Origin of the sequence: Ekhidna sp., from assembly GCF_039960695.1 — a bacterium.
In the GTDB taxonomy this organism is placed as follows: domain Bacteria; phylum Bacteroidota; class Bacteroidia; order Cytophagales; family Cyclobacteriaceae; genus Ekhidna.
Genome location: NZ_JBDVKP010000010.1, coordinates 49,987 through 73,811, shown reverse-complemented (window position 1 = coordinate 73,811; position 23,825 = coordinate 49,987). Strand labels below are relative to the sequence as shown.

The following is a 23,825-nucleotide window of genomic DNA, read 5'->3' as shown; positions in this document are numbered from 1 at the left end:
TTAATTAAAGAAATCAGATATAAGTATCTAGTTTATTAAAAATATGTAACTATCTGATAAATAAGCTTTTATACATTTAAAATCCTGAGTACTAATATATTTAGTATTTTAACTTAATGCGCGCTTATACGTCGCCAGGCATCTCTCTCTAGCAGCTTTATGTTCTATGATTGGGTCAGGATATTCTTGGGTATTCAATTCTGGAATCCATTTATTGATGTACTTCCGATCTTTGTCAAACTTTTCAGTTTGTGAATAAGGATTGAAAATGCGAAAATACGGTTGAGCATCAACGCCTGTTCCTGCCGCCCATTGCCATCCACCGTTGTTACTCGCCAACTCATAATCCAATAATTTTTCCGCAAAATATGCTTCGCCCCAGCGCCAATCAATGAGTAGATGCTTGGTCAGAAAGCTGGCCACAATCATGCGAACGCGGTTGTGCATGAAGCCTGTTTTGTTGAGCTCTCTCATGCCTGCATCTACGATGGGATATCCGGTTTTACCCTTCGTCCATTTTTCAAATTCCTCATCATTATTTCGCCATTGCACTTCGTCATATTTGCGATTGAAATTGGTGTCTACTACCTGAGGAAAGTGCCATAAAATAGCTTGATAAAAATCTCTCCAAATCAACTCATTTAGATACTTCTCATTTAAGGTTTTTGCATGTTTGACAAGCTCGCGGATACTGACAGTTCCGAACCGTAAATGAAGGCTCATTCTGCTGGTTCCTTTTATGCCAGGAATGTCTCGAGTTTCATCATAATTGGACACCACATTTTCATCCAATTCACGTGCGGGAAATTCAATATCGGACGACTCAAAACCAAGCGCTTTCAGCGAAGGAATTTTATTTTTTTCAGTCTTGTGCCAGTGGGTTTCTTCTTCCGATTTGAAAGAACTTAAATGACCTCCGGTCAATGTCTTTTTCCAAAGTTTACTGTAGGGTGTATAAACTACATATGGGTCACCATTGTCTTTAACGACTTCATCCTTTTCAAAAATGACATGATCTTTTTTGGCTTTGAAATTAATGCCCTTGTCCTCTAAAAAATCATAAATTTCTTTGTCACGTTCTCTGGCATAAGGCTCATAGTCACGATTGGTCCAAACCGATTTTATTTCGTAATCTTCTATTAATTTTTTCCATACTTCAAGAGGCTTTCCTACTCGGATGTCTATGGAGCCGCCGTGTTGATTAATCTCATTTTCCAGGCGAGTAAGCTCTTGATGAATAAATTGAACTCGCGCATCTTTCTTTGGCAGCTCTTCCAAAATATTGCTATCAAAAATGAAGACAGGTCGCACAGGAGACTCTTCTTGATGCGCATGATAGAGGCCTCTGTTGTCTTCCAAGCGGAAGTCTCTTCTAAACCAAAAAAGGGTGACTTGTGGTTTGCTCATTGAATTATTTAGCTTGATACGAGATTAGATTCCTTGCCATATTTCTGAAGATTGGCCCGTGCAGTGGGAGCACAAGAAACCAATAGAGCCTACCCCACAGTCCCAGCGGTCGGAACGTTGCTGTTTGGATTAAGCAGTTTTTTCCTGCCTGAGGCTTTATCCTGAATTCGAGCCAGGCATCTCCTGGTAATTTCATTTCTGCAAACAACAAAAGTCTATATTCTTCCTTGCTTGCATAAAGCACCCGCCAAAAGTCGAGTGCATCGCCTCCTTTCAGGTCATTTGGGCTTCTTCTTCCCCGTCGCAAGCCCACACCTCCAACCAGCTTATCGAGAAAGCCCCTTATTCTCCAAAGAACGTTTCCATAGTACCAACCTCTCTCTCCACCAATAGCCCAAATATTTTCTATCACTTCATCCGGCGTTCGATCGAAAGGATAGGTTCGTACATCTATAAAGCATCCATGTTTTGGTGCTTCTAATTGCTGAAGAAATGTATAACTGAAGTCAGGATTTGAAAATGAGTCTTTCCAGCTAGACACCACTTGCTTTTGATTGATGCGCATAAATGTGCGTTCCAGTGATTGTTTGTAACTCAATTTTTCAATGGGAACAATAGCATCAATACTGTCATCACCTACGATTACCTCATTTTTCATGCTGTCAACCAGATTGCGAGCGAGTCTATAGGAAGTGGAAGTGACTAAATACAGCCACAATGAAGATAGCTTTATCGTTAATACTGGCACTGTGATGATGTACCGTTTTAAACCTCGAACTTCAGCAAACTGCAAAAGCATTTGCTTGTATGTGAGGATGTCTTTACCACCGATATCAAAGGTTCGATCATACGATTGATCGTGCGCGAGTACACCCATTAGATATTCAATCACATTATAAATTCCAATGGGTTGGCACCTACTATTGAGCCACTTGGGTGCTAGCATGACGGGTAGTTTTTCTACCAGATCACGAATGATTTCGAAGGAAGCGCCACCTGAACCAATGATAATTGCGGATCTTAGTACGGTTAGCTTGGCCTTCGATTGCTTGAGTATTTCTTCTACATTTTGTCTGGAAGAAAGGTGATCTGACAGTTCCTGGTCATTGGCGATTCCTCCAAGATAGATTATTTGGTCCACCCTTGTCTCAGCTATATATGTGACGAAATTCTTTGCAGTGGTTGCCTCAAGCTTACTGAATTCTTTGCTATTGGAGGTCAATGAGTGAATAAGATAATAGGCCGTATCAATGTCTTTTGGCAGCCTTTCGAGACTTTTACTATCTAGAAAGTCACATTCAATAACTTGAACTGACTGCAAAAATTCATCATCAAAGTCTTCGAAATCAAACCTTCTCTTATCGCGAACTGGACATACAACTTCATGGCCAGACTTTACAAGTTCTGGCAATAACCTCCTACCTATGTAACCTGTGGATCCTGTAAGTAATATTTTCATTTTATAACGGTCTAATTGCTGACATGCCGCCATCTATCCCAATTATTTGACCTGTTATCCAGCTGGATTCACTCGATAAAAGAAAGGTAGCCAATTTGGCAACCTCTTCTGCTGTTCCTACACGATTCAGTGGATGCCGTTTGCCTGATTGTTCTTTTTTCTCAGCAGAGGAAAGAATTCTGCTAGCTAGTGGCGTGTCTGTTATCGATGGAGCAATGCAATTGACACGTACTGCCGGAGCAAGCTCGGCTGCCAATGATCGTGTGATGCCTTCCAGTGCTCCTTTGCTTGCCGCAACTGAAGAATGGAAAGGCATTCCCTGATGTACTGCAACAGTACTAAAGAAAACGATGGATGCATTATTATTCTTCTTGAGCTGCTTGACAATAGGTTGAAGTGATTTTATTGCACCCATTACATTGATCTCGAAATCTTCCTTAAAATCTTGTGATTTCAAACCATGAAACGGTTTTAAATTTATCGTTCCAGGACAATAGGCGTATCCATCTATTGAATCGAGATTTATTTCGGGTTTTGAATCTGAAGTTGCATCATACTCGATATGCTCCACATTGGAAAGTGAACCAAGTGCGCCTTTGCTCCTCGCTAAAACTGTGACGTTGTTTCCCGCTTCTGAAAGTTGCTTAGTTATTTCAAAGCCGATACCGGAACTACCTCCAACAATGATATAATTTTTTGCCATGTAAGGTTAACCAAACATCTGGCGTAAGGTTTTGAGGTAATTTGGATTTGCTGAATCTAATCCGCATTAGCGATGCATTTGAACTCTAGTGACACCAAAATAATGATAATGGCAATTTCAAGTGTAAAATAGCTGATGCCCAATGGAGTAAGAAGGTCGATATACCAAATGAGTAAGATCAAGGTAGTAAGACAATAAAGAAGGTTAACTATGGCAATAAGCCTGAGCCATGAGCGCCAATTTAAAATAGAAAGAAAGTGGCAGCTGAGTGAATAACATCCAAAAACTACTGCTAAAGCGGCGAGGATGTAAAGCACATTCACGGGCATGCCAATCCATTCATTGAATCTAACAAGGATTATTCCAAGAAAGATGGCGGATGCAGTCGCACCTATTCCATCAATGAGGAAAAGTCGCTTTGCGCTGAGCTTCGAGATGCTATTTGAGAATGCCATTTGAATCAAAAGGCATTTAGTAAGTGCATGCCTTCCTCGGGAAAGGTAATACCTGTAAACCCATCGGGCGTTTGAATGGCACGAATATTCAATTGAAGTTTCCATTCACCTTTCCCAAATCGTACTTTGCTAATTTGTATTTCACGTGCTTTTCCATTCCGCCAATTTGGATTTACTTCATCTTCTGATCGGTCCAGGCCATTCATCCAAACTTCATTGGCATACCAGCCTTCGTGGTTCCACCACAATTCGCTTACTGAATTATCAGGTTTTGGCGCCCCCTCTTTTAAGAGCCATTCACCAAGCTGCGCAGATACATGCAAATTGATGGTGTCTGTGAGATTGGGCGTGAGAAGTTTCAGGTCTAAGGTGCCATAACTTCCTTCTGGATAGTCATAGGCGATCCAAACGTAGTGATCATTTTGATAGAAATACAGTTTGGTCCCTTCTGCAAGAGCAATTGGCTCAATACCCAATTGCAGGAAATCATCAATGTTTCCGTCTACAAGAGGAGGTGTTGCTTCTTTGGGTTGCTGACAGGAGCAAATTGCAAGCGCAATTATTATAATCAAAAGGCTAGGTTTTCTTTTCATGAAAGTGACAATTTGTTTTCACTGAAGATACGCTTTTGGAAGCTCCAGGTTCTAAATATAGAAACTGTATGATTAAGGATGACCCTCTAAATATGATACCAGGTGTTGTTGAAGAAAGTCAGTCCAGGCGCGCGAGCAAACATTGAAACAGATGAATGTTGGAACGAGTCCTTCATGTTTAAAATTTAATTGTGTTCGTGCATCTCCCAATGACTTCAATCTCCAGTGAACATTTGTACCTACCCATTCTTTTTGAACACCTTCCAGTCCATTTATAATCTGATTGGCATCAATGCATTCCCAGATCATTTCTTCGTTTGGCAAGTACTTGACAGCCTTAAATTGATACCACGGCTCTCCCCATGATACTTTAAAAACTGTTCCCAATTCCGTCACAGGATGATCCTGATGTCCCCACCAACCGTCCAATTGTGAGCTTATTGCTTTGAATACATCTGCCGCTGATCGATTAATTTCCAATGATGTTGTGTAATGATTCATATACTATGATCGAATGCAATGAGTGAATTTGGACAGGTTACTGATTGGCTATTGAAATGAATTGATAACCAGCACACCTTTGTTTTCAAACTTATTCATAATGGGCAAGGCTGAGGCGGCTTCATCTAGCGAAATGGTACGTTCTATCAGTTTTTCAGGCTGGAGGCTGCCTTTTTTGATCATGTCAAGCATTTGCGGGTATCGATGTGCTTGCATTCCATGACTTCCGATAACTTCCAACTCGTTGGCCAATACCATATCCATTGGTACTTTGGGGTGCTGATGATCGCCAGTCATCAATCCTATCTGAATGTGTTTCCCTCTTTTTCTGAGATTTGCAATAGAGTTGAAACAAGTAACCTGGCTGCCGAGTGCGTCTATTGAAACGTGTGCACCTCCATTGGTTATGGATTTAATATGATCAGCAACATGACCAGCTTTAGAGGCGTTGATCGTTTGTGTTGCACCTAGTGATCTTGAAAGATTTAAGGTTTCTTCATCGATATCTACAGCAATGACGTGGGCGCCCATTGCACGAGCAATCATGATAGCTGACAGGCCAACACCACCACAACCGTGAACGGCTACATACTGTCCCGCAGTTACCTTTCCCTGGTGTACAACCGCTCGAAAAGAGGTTATAAATCGACAGCCAAGTATGGCTGCCGTTTCATCTTTGATTTTTTCCGGGATCTTGACCAGATTGATATCTGCATGTTCTAAAGCGACATATTCTGCAAAGGAGCCCCAATGGGTAAAACCAGGTTGAGTTTGATAATCGCAGACTTGATGATTCCCTGAATCGCATTCAGAACAAGTACCGCATCCACATACAAAGGGAACCGTGACACGATCTCCTGCCTTAAAATTCCTCACGTCTTTACCTACTTCTTCAATGATACCTGCAAGTTCATGTCCGGGGATGTGGGGAAGCTCAATGCCCGAATCATGCCCCATCCACCCGTGCCAATCGCTGCGGCAAAGTCCTGTAGCTGTAACTTTTACAATTACTCCATGATTTTTAGGAGCAGGGTCAGCCACTTGTTGAATGGAAAGTGGGCCTTGAAATTTTTCATAAACAAGTGCTCTCATTTATTGCAGCTCTTTAATCATTCTTTGCGTGGCCTCCACTAGTGTAATCTTTCGATCCATGTAATCTCTCAAATGGATATCCAGAAACGGATAGTAGCTGGAAAAAACCCCGTTGCGCTCCATGTAAATGCTCTCATAGAAAACCCCCAATTCCGCTAGCAGTTGCTTAGTGAGCTGCCCGGTAAAGTAGAAAAGGTACGAATGCCCAAGCTGTCTGGGTGATTTCACATTCATTGTTTCAGTGAGATCTTTAATGGTACCGCCAATAAAGTATGAGTTAGATAAAATCAGGTGATGCGCTGACTCATGATAGAGTAGTTCAATCCAATTCCCTTTGATTTCATTTTCTCCAATGGCATTCATCACTACATGTGTGGGAAAAATGGATGTATAAGGTCGATTTCGTAGATTCCACTTGGTCACTTTACCCACGTAAGAGATATCTACATTAAGTTTTTCCCTTTGCCAAAATTGCCTGGTCAAAGTGGTAATTCTATCTACAAATTTTTCTTCTGTTTTCCTGATCAGCTCAATATTCTCCTCAAGAACCTTTTTGCAGGCCTTTTCATGCACAGGCCAGAATTCTTTTTGGTAAACATCACTCACTGCTTGCAGCACTTCAATGTGCGATTGAAATTGGCTTGGTATATCGTCCAGAGTCTTTTCTTGTTTGGTGATCCACTGCTTGAATTCTGTTAGGTAATCGCTGGTTCGTAAATCCTGATCAGCAAGATTTTCTTTATAATAGGAGATGGCGACATCTAGCTTTGATTGCGCATTTGAAGGAAGCTTTCTTGCGATGATCGTACTGTCTTCATTTACATTTATAAATGCTTCCAGATGCAGAAAGTGGTGGAGGTTAAACCAATAGTTGACCTGAAATGAGTAGTATTTGGTTGAGTCTCGAAACGTGTTCTGAGCGAATAACTGTGTGCATATAATCAGCGCAGAGATAGATAATATGACTTTTTTCATGAAACTAAATATAATCTGAAAAATTGATGTTTAGCGTTAGCTACCGTTCATTCCAGCCTTTGCCTTCAAGGATTTTTGGCTGAGATTTTTCTATTCTTGCTATCCGTGTCTTGGCTTGTTTGGCATCAGAGAAGTGGAGGAGATAGCCTCTTTGCCTTCCGGGTGTCAGCGCTTCAAAAGCTGATTTAAAATCAGGGTCTTCTTCAAATTTAGCCTCCAACTCTTTGGGAAAATGAAATTCTTTGGTCTCTTTCATCTCCACCTTTAGTCCCGCTTTTTCTACTTCAATTGCCTCGTAGATATAAGCTTTGAGCGTAGCTTCCAAAGCAATAATTTCCGCGTCGTTAGCAAACCGTGCTTGTCGGGCAGACTGCACATTTTCGGTTTGTTGGATAAGGATGTTTTCCGAATCATTCAGCAAGGCCCCTTTGTGAAAGAGAAAAGCACAATAGTCCTTAAACCCATGTATGAGGATTATATTGGCTCCTTTGTAGGTATAGCAGGGACATCCCCATTTCAACTCTTCGATTAGCTCGCAATCAAGCACGATTTGACGAAGTTGGGCATATTCTTTCTTCCACTTTGTATCCTTTTCAAAAAACCAGTTGACTTTGGGATTCATATCTCAATCTTTTTCCATCCGTTTTTTAATCAAAACTATTTGTCCCATGTGATTGGCTTGATGCTCCATCACATGATACCACGCCCAATAGTAATTGTATTCGGCATCAAAATTTGGAATTTCTCTAATCTCAGTAAGCCATGAATCATCCTTTGTTTTCAATACCTCCTTGGTTTTGGCTCGTACTTCGTCCCATTTGTCGAGGTAATAGGAGATAGGTTTACCCCGTAGCTCTTCTCGTGCTTTGTCACCCAAATTTAAGGCAGTCAGCCATTCAGCATCTGTCTCTTCGTCAAGCTTTTCATCGTAAAAGGTAGTTTTTTGGTAATACACTTCGGTAGCTGCTAAGTGAAGAATTAAAGCACCGATACGGTTTGCCTCGGCGTCTAGTAAAAAGTCCGTACCTGCTTGATCTAACCCCTTGGCATGGTAGGTGACTCTAGCTTTAAGATCATCCAGCATACTAATGAGCGCACCCATTTGTGGGGTGTAGCCTTCGATATTTTTAATGGCGTATTGAGCGGAAAGATTGTGCGTAATGAGCAATATCACAGAGGTAAAAAGTAGTCGGTTCACGGTAAGAGGATTTTACTGTTAAGTTATTGTTTTTAAAAAGCAAAAGCAATCCAAGCGAGCCTGGCATTCATTGATCGGATAGTCCAGATGAAGTCAATTTTATTGTCATTTTTTTGACGGGATTTGGGTAGTTCAGCTTGCCTGATAGTCGATTTCATCAAAAAAAGTTGATGTCTATTGTTACTTAACCAGATACAATTATTCTTTTCCACAAAAGAACGTGCCTAATCCAAGCTACTTTACGTATATGATAATGGGACAATGAGATAATCGATGGTATATGGGCGAGCTTTTGAACAAGCAACACAAATTCTATCTTCACAATGAGCAAGCGTTGCTCGAAAAGTACAAAGGACAATTTATTGTCATTCATAACGAGCAGGTAGCAGATTCATTTGGCTCTGAACGTGACGCTTATATTTATAGTGTGAAACATTTTCAGATAGGCACTTTTTTGATTAAAGAAGTTATTGCTGGTGTATCTAAAATTTAGTCTGGTACGTTTGTTATAAAGTAAAGCTGAATAAAAATTGGTGTAGCTAATGCACAGTTATACTTTTGTAAACGCCCAATGATTTTGATGGCTATAGGCACAAAAAAAGAGTCAATGCTGGCCGTGCAGTTTTTATTTTAATTTTCCATGGACCTCTCTTCCAATCTTAACAACGGTGTCTATTACTTCTTCGATATCTTTCTTACTTGTCCGGTAGTTTACTATACATGCTCTAAGGTAGTAGTTTTCATTCATCATTGCGTTGGAGATAAATGCTTCTCCACCAGACTGTATTTCATTTAGAATTTCTTCATTGAGTTTGTTGAGGTATTCCGGTTTTAAATGTTCTTCAGCTCCATTTACAGGAATGTATCTTAAAGTTGCTATACTCAAACTTTGAGTGCCCGCTTCTAATTCCTTATGAGCATTGGCTTGCTCAAACATGTATTCTGATAGTTCAATATCCTCATTTATCATTTTCTGATACCCTTTTTTGCCGACCTGCTTCAAGGCTAGCCAAACTTTCAAAGCTCTAAAACCTCTGGAGTTTTGCAGACCATATTCGTAATAATTGTGTGAGGACTCACTGTGAAAATTGTAATACTCTGGATGAGCACTGTACGCATCTATAAGGTGCTTGGCATCTTTCACAAGAGTACAGCCAGCTTCGAGCGGACTATATAGCCATTTATGTGGGTCAAGTGCAATGGAATCTGCTTCTTCTATACCTTCAAACATTTTTTTGAATCGGGGGACTACCGCTGCTGGCGCACCATATGCACCGTCAATATGAAACCACATGTTGTACGCTTTACAGATCACTGCTATTTGTTTTAGATTATCTACTACACCCATGCTCACATCGCCAGCAGTTCCGATCACCATCATTGGTTTGTATCCATTTTCTATGTCTGTCAATATGCTGGTTTCCAATTCTTTGATATCCATTTGGTTGTGATCATTGATGGATATCCACTTGATAGATTTAGTTCCCAACCCGAAGAGAACGGCTGCTTTATCTATCCATGTGTGCGTAGATTGTGAGCAATAAATTGTCATCTTTTCTACATGATTTGAAAAGCCATCTTCTTTAAAGTTTTTAGTAGACTTTGCAGTGCGAGCAGCAAGGAATGCAGTGAAATTTGCCATATTTCCTCCGCTTACTAAGATGCCACTATAAGTGGAAGATACTCCTATCATTTCTGCAAGCCATTGAATGGTTTGTTTTTCGATCTCAGTAGCAACCGGACTCAGAATGTTTGCACCGACATTGGGATTCACAGCAGCGGCAAGAAGATCTGCAAGCATACCAATCGGTGCTGCGGACGAAGTGATATATCCCATAAACTTGGGATGACCATTGTGTAAAGAGTTGTCAATTAAAATATTGGCTGTCTGCGAAAGCAACCGACCAGCTGGGGTACCATGTTCTGGTAAAGATGTAGTGCCTACGAGGTTTTTTAGCTCCTCGTTTGATTTGTTTGTTGTGACGGGTCTATTCCCAATTTCTTCCATAAAACCAGCTATGTTATCCACTAATTGGGTTCCGATCTTTTTAAATTCATCTTTGCTTATTTCAATGGGTGTTTTTCTTTGGTGTTTCATTTTAGTTTTTATTCTGGAGCGAAATTGCGAGAATTTCTTGATGTTGCATTCGTGTAACAGGTGTACTCTTGGTGTATAATGTCTATCAAACTGGATGAATCTACTTTCACAATCTACTCTGAGCTCATAAGTTTGATGTTATCTCGTTTGTTGAGTCCTTCATGACCTGCCCGTAGGTAGTTACCCTTGATTGGAGTATTCATCTATTGCTGTTGATATTTAAAAAATGTGTTCCATTGTAATGTTGTCCCACTCACTTAAAAGCGAGTGCCTCATTGGAGAGGTTCCCTTGCTCTTTCGTGTTGGATTAACCATAAGTAAATCCGAAAGGGTAACGGGATTTGATTAATCGGAGCTATTAGAAAAAGAAGATCAAATCCAAATATTTCACCATTTTTGGTTAATGGATCAATGGCTATCATTTCCGTGGATGGAAACTTTCATGATGAGCATTCTTCTGATAGGAGGGCTATCGGGAATCTTGCTTCTATTGGGTAAATATCCAGCGGGACGATGGCTTGGTTTGTTGGTGCTTGCCTATCTCAGCGTTTTTGTCGCTAAACAGTTTGAAGCACAGATCATTCCATTGGTTCATGGAATTACCTCCATCATTTTCTTACTTTATGTCAGAGCTTTTTTCTACCAAAAACAAAGAGGTAGTTGGGCGCATCTAATACCTGCCTTGATTTTGTTAGCGTCAACGATCTTTCTTCAAGAACGATTTGTCTGGATGATTAGCAGTATACTAAGCGTAGTATATGTTTTGTTTTCCTTGCGCCTTATGTATTTCGAAAGCCAATCGAGAGGCTTTTCCTATTTCCGAAATCCGGGATCACGGATTGCCTGGTTTAGAAACTTTGTCGCATTCAATTTGATGCTAATTATCGGTTCGATCTCAACTTTCAGCGAGATGGTATTTGGTGTACTATTTTTGATTTTCATTGCTCAGATTCTGAATCAGATAGTGAAAGAATCTTCTTTTTTGACTCCAATGCCGGTGGGCAATAAATACAAGAAGTCAACGCTGACTCCTGTAATTAAGTCGGCCATTGTGGATAAGCTGGAGTCTATCATGGTTGATCAGAAGTTTTATCAACGTGACGATGCATCATTGACTAAGCTTGCGGAAGAACTAGGCGCCACCACACATCACCTTTCTCAAGTACTGAATGAATCACTAAAGCTCAGTTTTCAGGATCTATTGGCCCGCTATCGGGTACGTGAAGCCTGCGGTATGCTGCGTCAGGAGAAGTATGCACAGGTTAAAATTGAGAACATCGCTACGATGGTAGGTTACAATTCTAAATCAGCGTTTAATACCGCTTTTAAGAAACGCACGGGCCTAACACCGTCTGATTATAGGGAAGCAAAGGACGTACGGACTTATGGGGAAGAACGTCTATCCGAACGGAACGTACCATCATCAGGTCAGGGCACGCTTAGTTTGAATCATGTTTTTAACCTCAAAATAACAAACGACATGATTCAGCATTTCTTCAAAGTATTTAGTAGGAATATCAAGCGGAATGGACTTTTTTCCTTTCTGAATATACTTGGGTTGACCGTAGGGTTTACGTGTGGGATATTGATATATCTGTACATTCAAGATGAATTATCTTATGATAAATCGCTTCCTGATTCAGACCGAATATACCGGATTGCATGGATGTCTGACAATCCGCAAACACGGACACCACATCCAATGGCACAAGCGATGGTAGCCGATTTTCCTGAAGTAGAACAAGCTGTGAGTATTTCTCCATGGTATGGGCCAGGGTTGAGCAGAGATGAGATTCGGGTAAAGAATGTGAAATCCAACATCATCTTCGAAGAACCCGACTTCTTTTTTGTTGATTCCACATTTTTAGAGGTCTTTCAATTGAAAGTACTGGAGGGGGATAAAGATGCGCTGAAAAAGCCATTCTCCTTTGTGATTTCCGAATCGATGGCCAATAAATACTTTGGTGATTCCAGTGCAATTGGACAAGAACTTGAAATTAACGATATGCCCAATGCGGTGTCTGCAGTAGTCGAAGATATGCCGGAGCACTCCCATTTTCATTTTAATGGACTGATATCTTATGTGACGCTCAAACAAATCAATCCAGGTAGCAATTGGATGACATGGGCAGATTTTGGCCACTTCAATTACATTAGATTGAAGGAAGGGGCATCTTATCAGGAACTTGAATCCAAGATTCCCGAATGGGTTTTGGGTTATCTAGATATAGATGAAAGTAGAAAAGAAACCCTTCTTGCCGCAGATGAAAAATTTGAACTTCAACCAATTGCAAGCATTCACTTAAACTCTCATCTTAGATGGGAATTGGAGAACAACGGCAATGTCCTGTATGTCTATATTCTACTAGTAGTACTTGGTTTTTTGTTAATGATTGCAGCTATCAATTATACGAACCTTACCACTGCAAAATCAATTGAGCGGGCAAAGGAAATTGGGGTACGAAAAACATTAGGCGCTATTTCAAAAAACCTTTCCGGTCAGTTCTATCTTGAGTCAATCATATTTTCACTTTTTGCTCTATGTCTTTCCTTTTTCATAGTTTCTCTTCTCCTAGATGGGTTTAATGACATCAGTGGAAAGCAATTCCAAATTAATAACCTATTCAACATTTCATTCATCATGAAAGCGCTCTTGATTGGCATTGGTGTAGGCTTATTGGCAGGTTTTTACCCTGCGTTGGCATTATCATCCTTTAAGCCAACAGATGTTCTTAAAGGGAAACTTACGACATCTGCAAAAGGTGTAAGATTAAGAAGTGTGTTAGTAATTGTTCAATTCACTATTTCTGCTATTTTGATTAGTGGAAGTTTAATTATCTACAATCAGATTCTATACATGAAGGATAAAGATCTTGGATTCGATCAGGAGGCAATAATCTCGCTGAATGTTCCCATTAGTATTGCAAAGGGAAATGTAGATCTTACCGCGCTTAGAAGCACACAAGCGCAATTAGCTACCATCAGTGGTATTAAAGCTTCTGCGTTATCTTCAAGTGTTCCTGGTGGTCAATTCAATCAACATCCATATTTTCTAAGAGATGCACCCGATAATCGGGTGGATGTATCTCAGATTATGGTTGATTATGGAATTGAAAAGGTGCTAGGGCTTCAATTAGTTAAAGGACGGATGTTTGATAGATCCTTCACCAAGGATTCGGTAGGAGGGGTCATTATAAATGAAACATTTGCACGACAATTGACTGTCGAAAATCCAATTGGTATGACCCTGGTGCAAGATGCGAGTGGACGAGAATATGAAATGCAGATCATAGGGATCATTAAGGATTTTCACTTCCAATCCCTGCATCAGGAAATTCAGCCTCTGATGATGGCTGTTCAGCCGTTGGGAGCAGGAAATATGTTGGTGAAACTAGAAGGACAGCAGTTTGCTGAAACAATCGCTAGAATTGAAGAAATCTATAACGCTAATATTGAAAGTGAACTCCCATTTGAATACCATTTTTTGGATCAGGATCTTGCTGATTTGTATGCGCAAGAGGAACGAACCCTCTCTATTTTCTCCATTTTTTCGGTTATAGCGATGGTTCTTGCAAGTCTTGGATTATTGGGAATGGCCATTGCAATGCTCAATCAACGCATAAAAGAGGTGGGGATGCGTAAAATACTCGGCGCTTCATCAGGACAAATTATGCGCATGATCCTTGGACAGTTTGCTAGACTGATACTTGTAGCTTTGATCATAGGCTTGCCAATTTCCTACCTTTTGATGCAAAGCTGGATACAGGAGTTTTCTTACCAGGCTCCATTTGGTATTGTGCCTTTTGTGTTTGCCATCCTTATATTATTTGGAGTTTCGCTGGTAAGTGTCTTTTCTGCCGTGATGAAAATTACCTATTCCAATCCGGTGGATTCACTGAGATACGAATAGTGTCTATAGAAGACTGATGAGTAGATGTTCTCCTTCGAATTGAATCGTGTCTCTGCTAAAATGAAATAACAACATCTTCCAACTCAATGAGCGATAGTTCTTCAAGCTTGCCATCTTGGTAAGCTTGATCAATTTCTTCGAGTGGAACGCTATTTTTTAATGTTGGCTTCAAATTACGATAATCTTGCATGACTACACCGTTGACTTTTCTCGCGTTGTAAGCCACCCTGAAGCGGATGCCTTGCCCATCGTCTTCGTTGTAGCTATAGGCGAGGTAATCCATACTATAGTCTTCGGTATCAAACCAATAGTAGAATACATCTTCATAATCTTCTCCACCACCTTCAACATCAAACGTGACCATGATTTTGAAGTAGCTTTTGCCATCTATCTCAACGGTTCCTAGCAGTGTTTTATTTACGGCTGGATCGTTGAGTGAGGAGGGTAGAAATGCAAAATAAATGACGGAGTTTACTGAGCTGGTATAAGCTGTTCTTTTTTCGTCAGTAATTTGAATTTTTTCATTGTTAATATAGCGCTCCAACCCATCATTGGTAAGCACGTCTTTGATTTCATTTTTGGCGCTATCTGTTTGGATCCGGGTGTAAGCATATCGGCCATTCTCAGCTGCATATTCATATTTTATCTTTCGGAAAGTAAATGATGCAGAGGCATTACTCATTTTCTGAGTGCCAGAAATAACAATGGCTTCATCAACCACTTCCTGGACAGTTGGCACGGAACTCTTGCACGACCAGGCGAATAAAATAAGTACGATGAATTTTTTCATTTCATTTCCATACGTAAGACACATGGAAAGGATTTGTCTCTGAGACTGCAATTATACAATTAGGCAGCTTTTTGTCTTTCTCTAGCCTCTTCCATCATGTCCGTGATGATATTGTTTAGGTTGCCTACTAATTTCTCTATTCCTTCTTCTTTGTCCTCTTCGAGTAGCTCAACATGATTTAGAAATAAAGTGATTTGCTTCGATAGCTCAGTTTTCCAAACAACCACTTGAGGAGTCTCACTAGTAGTTCCGTCATTGATTTTCTCGTGATATACCTGGTTGAATTGTTCATGAGCATTCAGCATCTCTTCCAATAGGTCTGCCACACCAGCACGGGATATTTCAGGTGCACATCTATCTAGATCTTCAACCAAACTTCTCATGGCTTCACTTTGGGCGATGTATCCCAGATTATAGAGGCTAAACCCTCTTTTCCTAACTATTTCTACTAACTTCTCGCCTGCCTTTTTGATGGATGGTTCGGTCCGATAGGATGCTGATAAAACTCCATATTTAAATGCTTGAAAGGCATCATCTCTTACCAAATCTGCTTGTTGTACACGAGAGGCATATACGTTTGAGAGGCTTTCATTGAGCGATTCAGATAAAACGTTAGATGCATCTGTGGTTTTTTTGATCCTATTTTCCAAGGTATCCTTCAGTGAAGTTGCATTTACAGCCTGTATGAGTCTTTCAGCGATGACAACTAATTCTTCTGAAGTGAGTAGTGAGTGTGAAAATTGCTTTAGCATGAGTTCTAATGATTAGGTTTTGAACTACCAAGAAAGCCCCTTCTGATGAAACTTTAAACTAAACTTCGATAAGGCTATAAATTTCTCAGATGTATACTACTCACATATTACCTCATAAGGAATATCTGATCCAACAAACTCGTTCCACTCTTCTTGTGTCATTGTCCGATTCACCATCACACAAATGCGAAAGGCGAAGTAGGCAGGGTCAACCGGCCAGGTGCGAATGAATTCATCTCCACCTCCTGTTATTACTTGTGTTCCGCTGGGATTGAAACTCCCGGTGAAAACCCAATCGTCATGATCATCCAGGATGATGGGGAGTTTTTTTGATTCTCTTAGATCCCAGATTCTTGCAGTTCCGTCTCGACTTGTCGTTAAAAGTAAATTGCCTTTTGGATTGAACTGAATATCTGTGACTGTGCTTTGGTGCCCTGAGATGATACGAATGAGTTCTTTTTTTTGAATGTTCCACAGGATCACATCACCACGATCCCTTCCAATAGCTAAAGTTTTTCCGTCCGGACTTATATCCATACAGTTGATAGAAAATGAGCCTAGCTTGTAGCCGAAGTAGGACTGTTGCTTCCAGTACTGCATAATGTCTTTCACAGGGCTTTCTTTAACCTCGTAAGGTTTTTCCCAAGCCTCTAACACTCCTTGTTCGGTTCCAGCGTATATGGTGCCATCTTGCTCGTCCACTTTCAACTGATTGACTCTTAATGCGGTCTTACCTACATGCTGAGTTTTAGCATCAAATCCTTTCATCAGTAGATTTCCGTCTTGTGTGACGCTTAGGTATTTTCTTTGGCCCGGAATAAAAGTGGCTGTTTGTACAGGTTGTGGATCTTCTATGATGCTTAAATCTTCTTGAATATTTTCATCCGTTGGTATAAGTGCGAGTCCATTCTGATAAAAGATTGCCATTAGAACTTTCCCGTCTTTCGACATTTCTATGGATTGAATGATTTTATCTGAATCGTAAACTGTTTCAGGGATACCATGAGGATTACTTAAGTCCCATTTGAGCACACTACCATCAGCAGATGAAGAATAGTAGTAATTGGGGTCAGTTCCGAAAACTACACTGGTAACTCTGTTGGAATGTAGGCCCACCTGATTATAAACCCTGTTGCGAATCGAATCATAACCAAGGTATTTGTTTGCTTCGTAAAGTGCTTTGTAGACATTTAAGTGGGAGACATATGGCTCTATATCTCCATTTTTCCAGAAATGGTAAGCCTGAATGGCAATTAATGCTTTTAAATCCGTCAGATAACCTGGCATAACCAGCGAACGCTGAGACATAGACATTACTAATTCGGTAATTCTGGAATCGTTATCGACTTTATTCTGTGTAAAAGAGCAATTGAGTGTAAAGAGGAGGGTTGTGGTGATTATGAATCGCATAAGATAAAGTTATGTATAAGGAATGACTCCTTATATCACACCCATCTTTTTCATGATAAAGGAAGCACTTTTATTCTGGCATATCCCATCTCTGAGTTTGTAATCAAATACCAATTCCTCATCTATGATCTCTACTTCAAACCGCTTATTGGTTAAAGTCTCAGGGTATTGATCCATTACTTTGCACACTTCTAAATCATGTGTTGCAATTCCTCCAAATACCTTTTTTTCAGCCATTTTCTTAATCACTTCTATCGTGCCATCGCGCTTGTCGTCTGAATTTGTACCTCTTAGTATTTCGTCCAGGAGTACGAAACACGGTTGACTTTCCAATTGATCCATAATGTATTTGAGACGCTTTACCTCTGCATAGAAGTAAGATTCACTGTCTGTGAGCGAATCTGATAGACGCATTGAGACAAGTACTGGAATAGGATGTATAGAGGCTTTCCGAGCATATACCGGAGCTCCAATTCCTGCTAAAACCATATTGATACCAAGTGTGCGGAGAAAGGTACTTTTCCCAGACATATTGGAACCTGTGAGTATAAAGAAGGATTGAGGCTGAAGATTGATGGAGTTGGTTACACTTTTCTTGCGTTGAATGAGTGGGTGTCCTAGCTCTTCAAATACAATTTGCTGGTTATCGTTAATTTCTGGAAATGTGAAGTCTTCATTGTTATAGCTGAAGTTGGCTATGCTGCTGAATTTCTCAAATTCTCCAATCACCTCAAGCCAATCCTCAATATGAGTAGCATAGCTTTTCCGCCAATTGGAAAGTCCGCGAAGCACATGTAGATGGTAGAGAAAAATTCCGTTTAAAATTGGACTGGCAAAAATATTTTGAACGTGCTCCAAGCGGCCAAAGAGTAGTGATAAATGATGAATGCTTGCGCTTGCTCTATGGTCTCTTTGTATGAGTCGTTGCTTTAGTTTTTGTAGCTTTTCAGATTCAAAAGTGGTGTTTTCAATTTGTTTGAATAGGAGTGAATACTGCTTGAGTATCTGTTCGATTCTGGTTGTTGTTACAAGCTCATTTTTGATGGACTTAAAGAATGCGCCTACAATGCCCAGGTTAATAATTGAAATCAGCAAGCTAATCCGACCCATCAGTTCATTTGGAGTAAATAAATAAGCCAGAAGTGTGACAAAAATAAGTACTGGGCTGACATATGAGAGTAGATTGATCACACCTGCAATCCGGGCTGGCTTTTTTTGTGACCAGCTTATTAAGTCCTCAACGCTTTCCGACGTATCAGGTTTTAATCGTGCAAGTGCCAAAACTTCTTGTCGCCACTCAAGACGGTCTTTCAATTCTGCTGCTGCTTTCTGATTCTTATTGATTTCATCTTTGGAAAGAATATGCAGGAGCGATTCTGCCAGCACACGCTTCCCGGTTACTGTTCCTGTTCGATTGAGGTGCTGGTAAAGTGAATGATCTCCAAAGAAGTCTAGGTCGTACGAATAGTCATGACTTGTGTCAATGAATTCTTTGCCATTTTCGAAAGGTAATAGGCCATTGCTCAAATAAGTCAACTCTTCCTTGTTGATTGAAATTTTAGCTTTTGTTAGATCATTTTCCCAACGTACAGCTTTGTGTTTGCTTATTAGCGATGCAAATGAAATCAGGATAAGAAGTGCAGCAATTAATAGTATGCTTTGCTCTGCTTCAAAATATTGATAACCAAGGATAATCACAGCTAATATCAGCATGAACCGGTAAATGCTGATTCTCCGATCGCTAGCAGCGAGTTGGGCAGATTTCTCTTGAAATAATTTTAGGTAGTTTTCGTAAACTTTCACCACGATGCTTTTCAAAAAGCAAGAATAACAATTCTCTATGCCTTAGGTAAAGTATCCCAGTGAATTAATCTGTAAAATTTGATGGATGGACGATCATTCGTCATTGAGATTAAGTGCTGGATTGGTCCTTGACCACTTGATCGATCTCGTAGCAGTAATCACAAATATCAAAACATAAGCCAAAATCAATGCAAATGGATAAACCCATGGATTCATATCGATGGTATAAGCATAATCCTCCAGCCAGGAGCTGACGACCAGATAGCTAAAGAGGCTACCTAAAATGGCGGCTGTGAATACGATGAACCATAAGTCTTGATTCAACACCCCAATGATACGAAGAAGCGAAGCTCCTAGTACTTTGCGAATGGTGAGCTCTTTCGACTTTAAGCCAATGATGTAGATCATGAAACCCACTAAGCCGAGCACCGATAGACTTATAGCTAAAATGGAAAATGAAATACTGATCTGGCCGGTCTGTCTTTCTTTGGCATACATTTGTTTGACTGCCTCATCCATCAAATCGTATTCCATAGGCACATTAGGTTGAATCTGATACCACTGATCTTCAATGATATTAATTACTTCTTCCAGGTTGTCAGTATTAGATTTTATAAGAATGTTGGTATTCACAAATTGAGGGTCGGTCCTCAGCGATATTATCTGAGGAGTAATTTTTTCCTTGAGCGTATAAAAATGAAAGTCCTTAAAAACTCCAGAAACCTTTCTATTGAGCTCGTTTTCTGTGCCTGGGCGTAAGGTAATTTTCTTACCAAGAGGATCATTTTGCCAGCCATAGCGATTGATGAAATTATGGTTTACAAGAGACACTATTTGGCCGGCTTCAGATGATTGCAATACACGTTTGAAGTCACCGTGCGTCAGTTCCATGCCCATCACTTCGAAGTAGTCTATGTCTACCCCGTATGATAGCAGGTTTTCATAAGTTTCATCTACGCCTTCTACTTTATAGGCCAAAGGTGTCATTCCATCGCCCATCATGGGCCCGAAAGCAACGCCACCGATCTGAGGATAGGTGAGAAGCTTGGTTTTAAAAAGCTCATAGTTTGCAAATTCACCTATCTCATATGCGTTATTGATCTTAATGACATTGACCGGATCAAAACCCATGTCTTTATTGTCAAGATATCGGATTTGTTGATTCATAAACCAGCCAGAAATACCCAATGTGAAGAGTAGAATAAACTGTAAAAAAATCAAGCCATTTCTGTATTTAGTTCCTCCGGTGATGTTCATCGCAGATTTACTTTTCAATAGTGAGTTTACATCCGTATTGCTCAGCGCGACAGCAGGATAGAGCACTGTGAGAATACTGATGAGTGCCAAAAAGCCAAGGGTGCCCAAAATATAGACTGAGGATGTCAATAGCTTGTTTTCAAGATTAACATCCAATAAGATATTCAAGGCTGGCAGGGCAAAACTGAAACCGATTAATATGATAGGAATGGTCAAAATAATCGTAGTAAGAGATTCGTATATGAATGCAAGAACAATCTGAGTTTTAGACTCACCAAAAACTTTCCTAATTCCAACAGCCCTTCCTTTGCCGAGATAAATTGCTAACGAAAGATTTACATAATTGGTGATCGATATAAGAAGTATTAGCGCCCCAACAATGAGAAATACCTTTAACTGCAGCGGATCTCCTTTTCCACCAGCACCAAAAGCTGCATCTGACTCAAGGTAGATGTCAGAAACCGGCAGGAGCTTCACTTCCGATAGCTTGTGAAAATCGTTGAGCGCTACATCCATCGCCTCGATTTTTTCTTCAAGCTGAGTAATATTGACATCATTGACCAACTCAAAATAGTTTTGAGAATGATGATGATCCCTCTCATATAAACTTGAATTGATATAGATAATATCAAAACTGAGGTGAGTATTGGTAGGTAAGTCTGCGATCACACCGGTCACCTTATACTGAATGGTATCATGTGTAAGCACCATTCCAACAGGTGATGAATCGCCAAAGTATTTTTCTGCAGTTGATTTGGTTAAGACAATTGTGTTTGGTTCCTGCAGCAGATTCTCTCTATTTCCTTCTACCAGTTCGTAATCAAAAAAGTTAAAAAAATCCGAACCCGGATTGGTTTGAATAATGTTCGTTTCAGCAAACTTGGTATCACCATTAGTTAAGAAAGCTTTTGGGGCTCGATTTACCAGCACACGATTTTTAACCTCTGGATAAGCTCCTCCCATGAGTTCTCTGGAATGCTCCACTCCCAAATTAGAAAACCAAGCTTCACCATTGGTTTTAGCTTCCATCCGATAGATATTGGCAGCTTTCTGATGAAACTGATCGTAGTGGTATTCGTGATCTGCATATGCGGTGATGAGTAATGCTGCGATGATTCCCAGCGAAAGACCAAGGATATTGAGGCTGTTTAGTCCGACAGACTTAAGAAAATTTCGTAGGCTAAGATTAAAAAATATGCTCATAGTCGAAATTGTTTGTGTAACAATACGACACGATTTAAGGTAAGAAGAATAACGGTTGGTTAAATAGGTATAATGAAAAGTTAAATTGGTTAAAAAAGAGTTAAATGGTCGAAATAGCTTGATTTAAAGACAAACAATCCGTTAATTAATACCATATAATAAAATGCATGTCCAATGCAATTATCTAAAAGAGCGATTTTCATTGTTATTGGTTTAGCCTCTCTGGCGTTGGTTGGGCTTTCTGTTTTACAGATTCAAAATCTGAGGTCTTCCCTGACAACTAATAAGCAAATTTTTCTTCAAAAAGTCGATTTGGCAGCAAGCAAAATCTCAAAAGAATTTCTTACAAATCCTCACTATTCAGAGCAACTGAGACAGGCAGAGCATCGCATGCGACAGAGCAATAAGTTGAACGATCCAGTCATGGATCGTCACATGAAAAATATACTCGAACCTATTTTTGAAGCACATGGAATTGACCTGGCTTACGAATATGCAGTTTACGTCCACAAAGAGGATACAGATGGTTTCAACTTTGTCATGGGTGATGATGGCGCAAGCCTGGATTTTGAACTTGTGAGTTGCGAAAATCCGAAGGAAAGAGGTCATGGTTGGGCTAATCTCACATGTTCAGCCGGGGGCAATCTTCATCTTGCATTGTTTTTTCCCGATCAAGACGAATATGTTTTTGCACAGTCCAGTGGTGCACTTATGATGTCTCTCATTTTTATCTTATTGTTGATTGGATGTTTCGCTTACACACTCATTGTCATCAGAAAACAGAAACGACTGTCACTCATCAAAAATGATTTCATCAATAACCTGACGCATGAGTTTAAAACACCGATTGCTTCAATAGCATTGGCTACGAGCATGCTCAAAAGTGACCATCCTGAGATTGAAAAAAGAAAGAGAGCTAACTACCTCAATCTGATTGAGCTAGAAGCTAAAAGACTTGAAGGCCAGGTGGATAAAGTATTGCAAATTGCGATGATCGATTCAGGAAATTTCACTCTGGAGAAGAAACGACTGGATGTACATGAGGTCATTCAGAGAGTAGTGGACAGCATGGAGCTCATAGTCAGCAAGCGTAAAGGAGCTATTTCACTTCATCTCCACGCCACTCAGTCTGAGGTGATGGCAGACGGCACACATTTGGTAAATATCATTTACAATTTGATAGACAATGCGCTTAAGTATACTATTGATGTTCCGCTGATCGCAATTTCGACTTCAGATCACACGGAGGGAATAGAGATATCCATTCAGGACAATGGAATTGGGATAGGTGAGGAGATTCAACGATACATTTTTGATAAATTTTACCGTGCAGAATCCGGCAATATTCAAAATGCAAAAGGCTTTGGGCTTGGACTGAGCTATGTGAAGAAGATCATTGAAGAACATAAAGGCAGCATTGATTTGAGCAGTAAACTCAACCAGGGCAGTGAGTTTCGGTTATACTTTCCATTTGGATAAAACATGGGTAAAATACTATTGGTAGAAGATGACGAGAGCTTTGGGTACATTCTGCAAGAGTATCTGGAACTTCATGATTTTAATGTCACACTTTCAAAAGACGGAGAGGAGGGATTACGTACATTTCAGCAGCAAACTTTTGATCTCTGCTTACTGGATGTAATGATGCCACTTAAAGACGGATTTACCTTGGCAAAAGAGATTCGCGAGCTTGATCCGGATATCCCGTTCATGTTTCTTACAGCAAAGGCTCTCAAAGTAGATAAGCTCAAAGGATTCCGACTTGGATGTGATGATTATATCGTAAAGCCGATTGATCAAGAGTTGTTAATTGCTCGGATTAAAGCCTTGATTAAACGAACAGCCAGTGATTCTACCGAGCGTAACAACACCTATCACATTGGCAAATACTATTTCGATTGTAATAATCAACTTCTAACTTTTGGTGAAGAGTCACATAGACTGACAGAGAAAGAAGCAAAGATTCTCCAATTACTCTGCGAGAGTAAATATGAAGTGTTGGATCGAAATAAAGCCTTGAAAAACGTCTGGGGAAAAAGCGATTTCTTCAATCGGAAAAGCATGGACGTCTTCATTCATAAGCTACGCCAATACCTAAAAGCAGATCCATCGGTACAAATTGTGAATGTTCATGGCAAAGGTTTTGTATTGCAGGACAGTGAAGTCAGGTAGTTGAAAAATCTACCTAGAAACCTCCATGATCTTTTGCCGAATGGGTA

Annotated in this window: 20 protein-coding genes; 4 read left to right on the top strand and 16 right to left on the bottom strand. The window is 40.1% G+C overall.

From position 1 onward, the window contains the following. Positions 1–108: 108 nt before the first annotated feature. The 10 genes from ABJG98_RS05750 to ABJG98_RS05705 form a co-directional block, all read right to left on the bottom strand. The gene (locus tag ABJG98_RS05750; protein WP_348278533.1) at positions 109–1,407 is read right to left on the bottom strand and encodes a deoxyribodipyrimidine photo-lyase; all 1,299 of its coding nucleotides are present in this window, start codon (positions 1,405–1,407) and stop codon (positions 109–111) included. Positions 1,408–1,411: 4 nt separating this feature from the next. Further along, positions 1,412–2,866, bottom strand: a complete 1,455-nt coding sequence (locus ABJG98_RS05745; protein WP_348278532.1) for an SDR family oxidoreductase — start codon at positions 2,864–2,866, stop codon at positions 1,412–1,414. A gap of 1 nt (position 2,867) precedes the next feature. Further along, positions 2,868–3,569, bottom strand: coding sequence for an SDR family oxidoreductase (locus ABJG98_RS05740; protein ID WP_348278531.1), 702 nt, complete (start codon positions 3,567–3,569; stop codon positions 2,868–2,870). A gap of 56 nt (positions 3,570–3,625) precedes the next feature. Then, entirely contained in the window at positions 3,626–4,024 is a 399-nt protein-coding gene (locus tag ABJG98_RS05735) for a hypothetical protein (protein WP_348278530.1), read from the bottom strand. A gap of 5 nt (positions 4,025–4,029) precedes the next feature. Then, a complete protein-coding gene (locus ABJG98_RS05730) occupies positions 4,030–4,617 on the bottom strand; it encodes a hypothetical protein (RefSeq protein WP_348278529.1) in 588 nt (195 codons plus the stop codon). A 72-nt stretch (positions 4,618–4,689) separates the two neighbouring features. Continuing rightward, positions 4,690–5,118, bottom strand: coding sequence for a hypothetical protein (locus tag ABJG98_RS05725; RefSeq protein WP_348278528.1), 429 nt, complete (start codon positions 5,116–5,118; stop codon positions 4,690–4,692). A gap of 48 nt (positions 5,119–5,166) precedes the next feature. After that, positions 5,167–6,210 (bottom strand): zinc-dependent alcohol dehydrogenase family protein, encoded by a 1,044-nt coding sequence (locus tag ABJG98_RS05720; protein ID WP_348278527.1) that lies wholly within the window; start codon positions 6,208–6,210, stop codon positions 5,167–5,169. After that, positions 6,211–7,185: a hypothetical protein gene (locus tag ABJG98_RS05715; protein WP_348278526.1), complete on the bottom strand. Its 975-nt coding sequence runs from the start codon at positions 7,183–7,185 to the stop codon at positions 6,211–6,213. A gap of 40 nt (positions 7,186–7,225) precedes the next feature. Continuing rightward, the gene (locus ABJG98_RS05710; RefSeq protein ID WP_348278525.1) at positions 7,226–7,807 is read right to left on the bottom strand and encodes a DUF1801 domain-containing protein; all 582 of its coding nucleotides are present in this window, start codon (positions 7,805–7,807) and stop codon (positions 7,226–7,228) included. Positions 7,808–7,810: 3 nt separating this feature from the next. Beyond that, positions 7,811–8,383 (bottom strand): DinB family protein, encoded by a 573-nt coding sequence (locus tag ABJG98_RS05705; RefSeq protein ID WP_348278524.1) that lies wholly within the window; start codon positions 8,381–8,383, stop codon positions 7,811–7,813. Positions 8,384–8,663: 280 nt separating this feature from the next. Here ABJG98_RS05705 and ABJG98_RS05700 point away from each other — a divergent pair, with 280 nt between their 5' ends. Continuing rightward, a complete protein-coding gene (locus ABJG98_RS05700; protein WP_348278523.1) occupies positions 8,664–8,876 on the top strand; it encodes a hypothetical protein in 213 nt (70 codons plus the stop codon). 132 nt (positions 8,877–9,008) lie between these two features. On the opposite strand, the gene ABJG98_RS05695 is transcribed toward ABJG98_RS05700, so the two are convergent. Next, positions 9,009–10,481 (bottom strand): aminotransferase class V-fold PLP-dependent enzyme, encoded by a 1,473-nt coding sequence (locus ABJG98_RS05695; protein WP_348278522.1) that lies wholly within the window; start codon positions 10,479–10,481, stop codon positions 9,009–9,011. Positions 10,482–10,884: 403 nt separating this feature from the next. Between ABJG98_RS05695 and ABJG98_RS05690 the strand changes: the two genes are divergently transcribed. Next, positions 10,885–14,391, top strand: coding sequence for an ABC transporter permease (locus ABJG98_RS05690; RefSeq protein WP_348278521.1), 3,507 nt, complete (start codon positions 10,885–10,887; stop codon positions 14,389–14,391). A 55-nt stretch (positions 14,392–14,446) separates the two neighbouring features. Here ABJG98_RS05690 and ABJG98_RS05685 read toward each other — a convergent pair whose 3' ends face one another. From ABJG98_RS05685 to ABJG98_RS05665, 5 genes are all read right to left on the bottom strand, one after another. After that, positions 14,447–15,181, bottom strand: a complete 735-nt coding sequence (locus ABJG98_RS05685) for a DUF6503 family protein (RefSeq protein ID WP_348278520.1) — start codon at positions 15,179–15,181, stop codon at positions 14,447–14,449. A gap of 59 nt (positions 15,182–15,240) precedes the next feature. Then, the gene (locus ABJG98_RS05680) at positions 15,241–15,933 is read right to left on the bottom strand and encodes a DUF6261 family protein (RefSeq protein WP_348278519.1); all 693 of its coding nucleotides are present in this window, start codon (positions 15,931–15,933) and stop codon (positions 15,241–15,243) included. Positions 15,934–16,029: 96 nt separating this feature from the next. Continuing rightward, entirely contained in the window at positions 16,030–17,343 is a 1,314-nt protein-coding gene (locus tag ABJG98_RS05675) for a hypothetical protein (RefSeq protein WP_348278518.1), read from the bottom strand. A gap of 30 nt (positions 17,344–17,373) precedes the next feature. Then, positions 17,374–19,146, bottom strand: coding sequence for a DNA mismatch repair protein (locus ABJG98_RS05670; RefSeq protein WP_348278517.1), 1,773 nt, complete (start codon positions 19,144–19,146; stop codon positions 17,374–17,376). Positions 19,147–19,239: 93 nt separating this feature from the next. Continuing rightward, positions 19,240–21,606: an ABC transporter permease gene (locus ABJG98_RS05665; RefSeq protein WP_348278516.1), complete on the bottom strand. Its 2,367-nt coding sequence runs from the start codon at positions 21,604–21,606 to the stop codon at positions 19,240–19,242. A 174-nt stretch (positions 21,607–21,780) separates the two neighbouring features. On the opposite strand from ABJG98_RS05665, the gene ABJG98_RS05660 reads away from it, so the two are divergent. Together ABJG98_RS05660 and ABJG98_RS05655 are read left to right on the top strand one after the other, a co-directional pair. Then, positions 21,781–23,085 carry a HAMP domain-containing sensor histidine kinase gene (locus tag ABJG98_RS05660; protein ID WP_348278515.1) on the top strand — a complete coding sequence of 435 codons (1,305 nt, stop codon included), beginning with the start codon at positions 21,781–21,783 and terminating at the stop codon, positions 23,083–23,085. A gap of 3 nt (positions 23,086–23,088) precedes the next feature. After that, the gene (locus ABJG98_RS05655; RefSeq protein WP_348278514.1) at positions 23,089–23,778 is read left to right on the top strand and encodes a response regulator transcription factor; all 690 of its coding nucleotides are present in this window, start codon (positions 23,089–23,091) and stop codon (positions 23,776–23,778) included. Positions 23,779–23,825: the final 47 nt, after the last annotated feature.

What these genes read in the sequence shown, in the direction of transcription:
- ABJG98_RS05750 (WP_348278533.1), bottom strand. Translation starts at nt 1,407, where the DNA reads ATGAGCAAACCACAAGTCACCCTTTTTTGGTTTAGAAGAGACTTCCGC.
- ABJG98_RS05690 (WP_348278521.1), top strand. Translation starts at nt 10,885, where the DNA reads ATGGATCAATGGCTATCATTTCCGTGGATGGAAACTTTCATGATGAGC.
- ABJG98_RS05675 (WP_348278518.1), bottom strand. Translation starts at nt 17,343, where the DNA reads ATGCGATTCATAATCACCACAACCCTCCTCTTTACACTCAATTGCTCT.
- ABJG98_RS05715 (WP_348278526.1), bottom strand. Translation starts at nt 7,185, where the DNA reads ATGAAAAAAGTCATATTATCTATCTCTGCGCTGATTATATGCACACAG.
- ABJG98_RS05680 (WP_348278519.1), bottom strand. Translation starts at nt 15,933, where the DNA reads ATGCTAAAGCAATTTTCACACTCACTACTCACTTCAGAAGAATTAGTT.
- ABJG98_RS05660 (WP_348278515.1), top strand. Translation starts at nt 21,781, where the DNA reads ATGCAATTATCTAAAAGAGCGATTTTCATTGTTATTGGTTTAGCCTCT.
- ABJG98_RS05725 (WP_348278528.1), bottom strand. Translation starts at nt 5,118, where the DNA reads ATGAATCATTACACAACATCATTGGAAATTAATCGATCAGCGGCAGAT.
- ABJG98_RS05685 (WP_348278520.1), bottom strand. Translation starts at nt 15,181, where the DNA reads ATGAAAAAATTCATCGTACTTATTTTATTCGCCTGGTCGTGCAAGAGT.
- ABJG98_RS05735 (WP_348278530.1), bottom strand. Translation starts at nt 4,024, where the DNA reads ATGGCATTCTCAAATAGCATCTCGAAGCTCAGCGCAAAGCGACTTTTC.
- ABJG98_RS05665 (WP_348278516.1), bottom strand. Translation starts at nt 21,606, where the DNA reads ATGAGCATATTTTTTAATCTTAGCCTACGAAATTTTCTTAAGTCTGTC.
- ABJG98_RS05655 (WP_348278514.1), top strand. Translation starts at nt 23,089, where the DNA reads ATGGGTAAAATACTATTGGTAGAAGATGACGAGAGCTTTGGGTACATT.
- ABJG98_RS05700 (WP_348278523.1), top strand. Translation starts at nt 8,664, where the DNA reads ATGGGCGAGCTTTTGAACAAGCAACACAAATTCTATCTTCACAATGAG.
- ABJG98_RS05730 (WP_348278529.1), bottom strand. Translation starts at nt 4,617, where the DNA reads ATGAAAAGAAAACCTAGCCTTTTGATTATAATAATTGCGCTTGCAATT.
- ABJG98_RS05695 (WP_348278522.1), bottom strand. Translation starts at nt 10,481, where the DNA reads ATGAAACACCAAAGAAAAACACCCATTGAAATAAGCAAAGATGAATTT.
- ABJG98_RS05710 (WP_348278525.1), bottom strand. Translation starts at nt 7,807, where the DNA reads ATGAATCCCAAAGTCAACTGGTTTTTTGAAAAGGATACAAAGTGGAAG.
- ABJG98_RS05720 (WP_348278527.1), bottom strand. Translation starts at nt 6,210, where the DNA reads ATGAGAGCACTTGTTTATGAAAAATTTCAAGGCCCACTTTCCATTCAA.
- ABJG98_RS05740 (WP_348278531.1), bottom strand. Translation starts at nt 3,569, where the DNA reads ATGGCAAAAAATTATATCATTGTTGGAGGTAGTTCCGGTATCGGCTTT.
- ABJG98_RS05745 (WP_348278532.1), bottom strand. Translation starts at nt 2,866, where the DNA reads ATGAAAATATTACTTACAGGATCCACAGGTTACATAGGTAGGAGGTTA.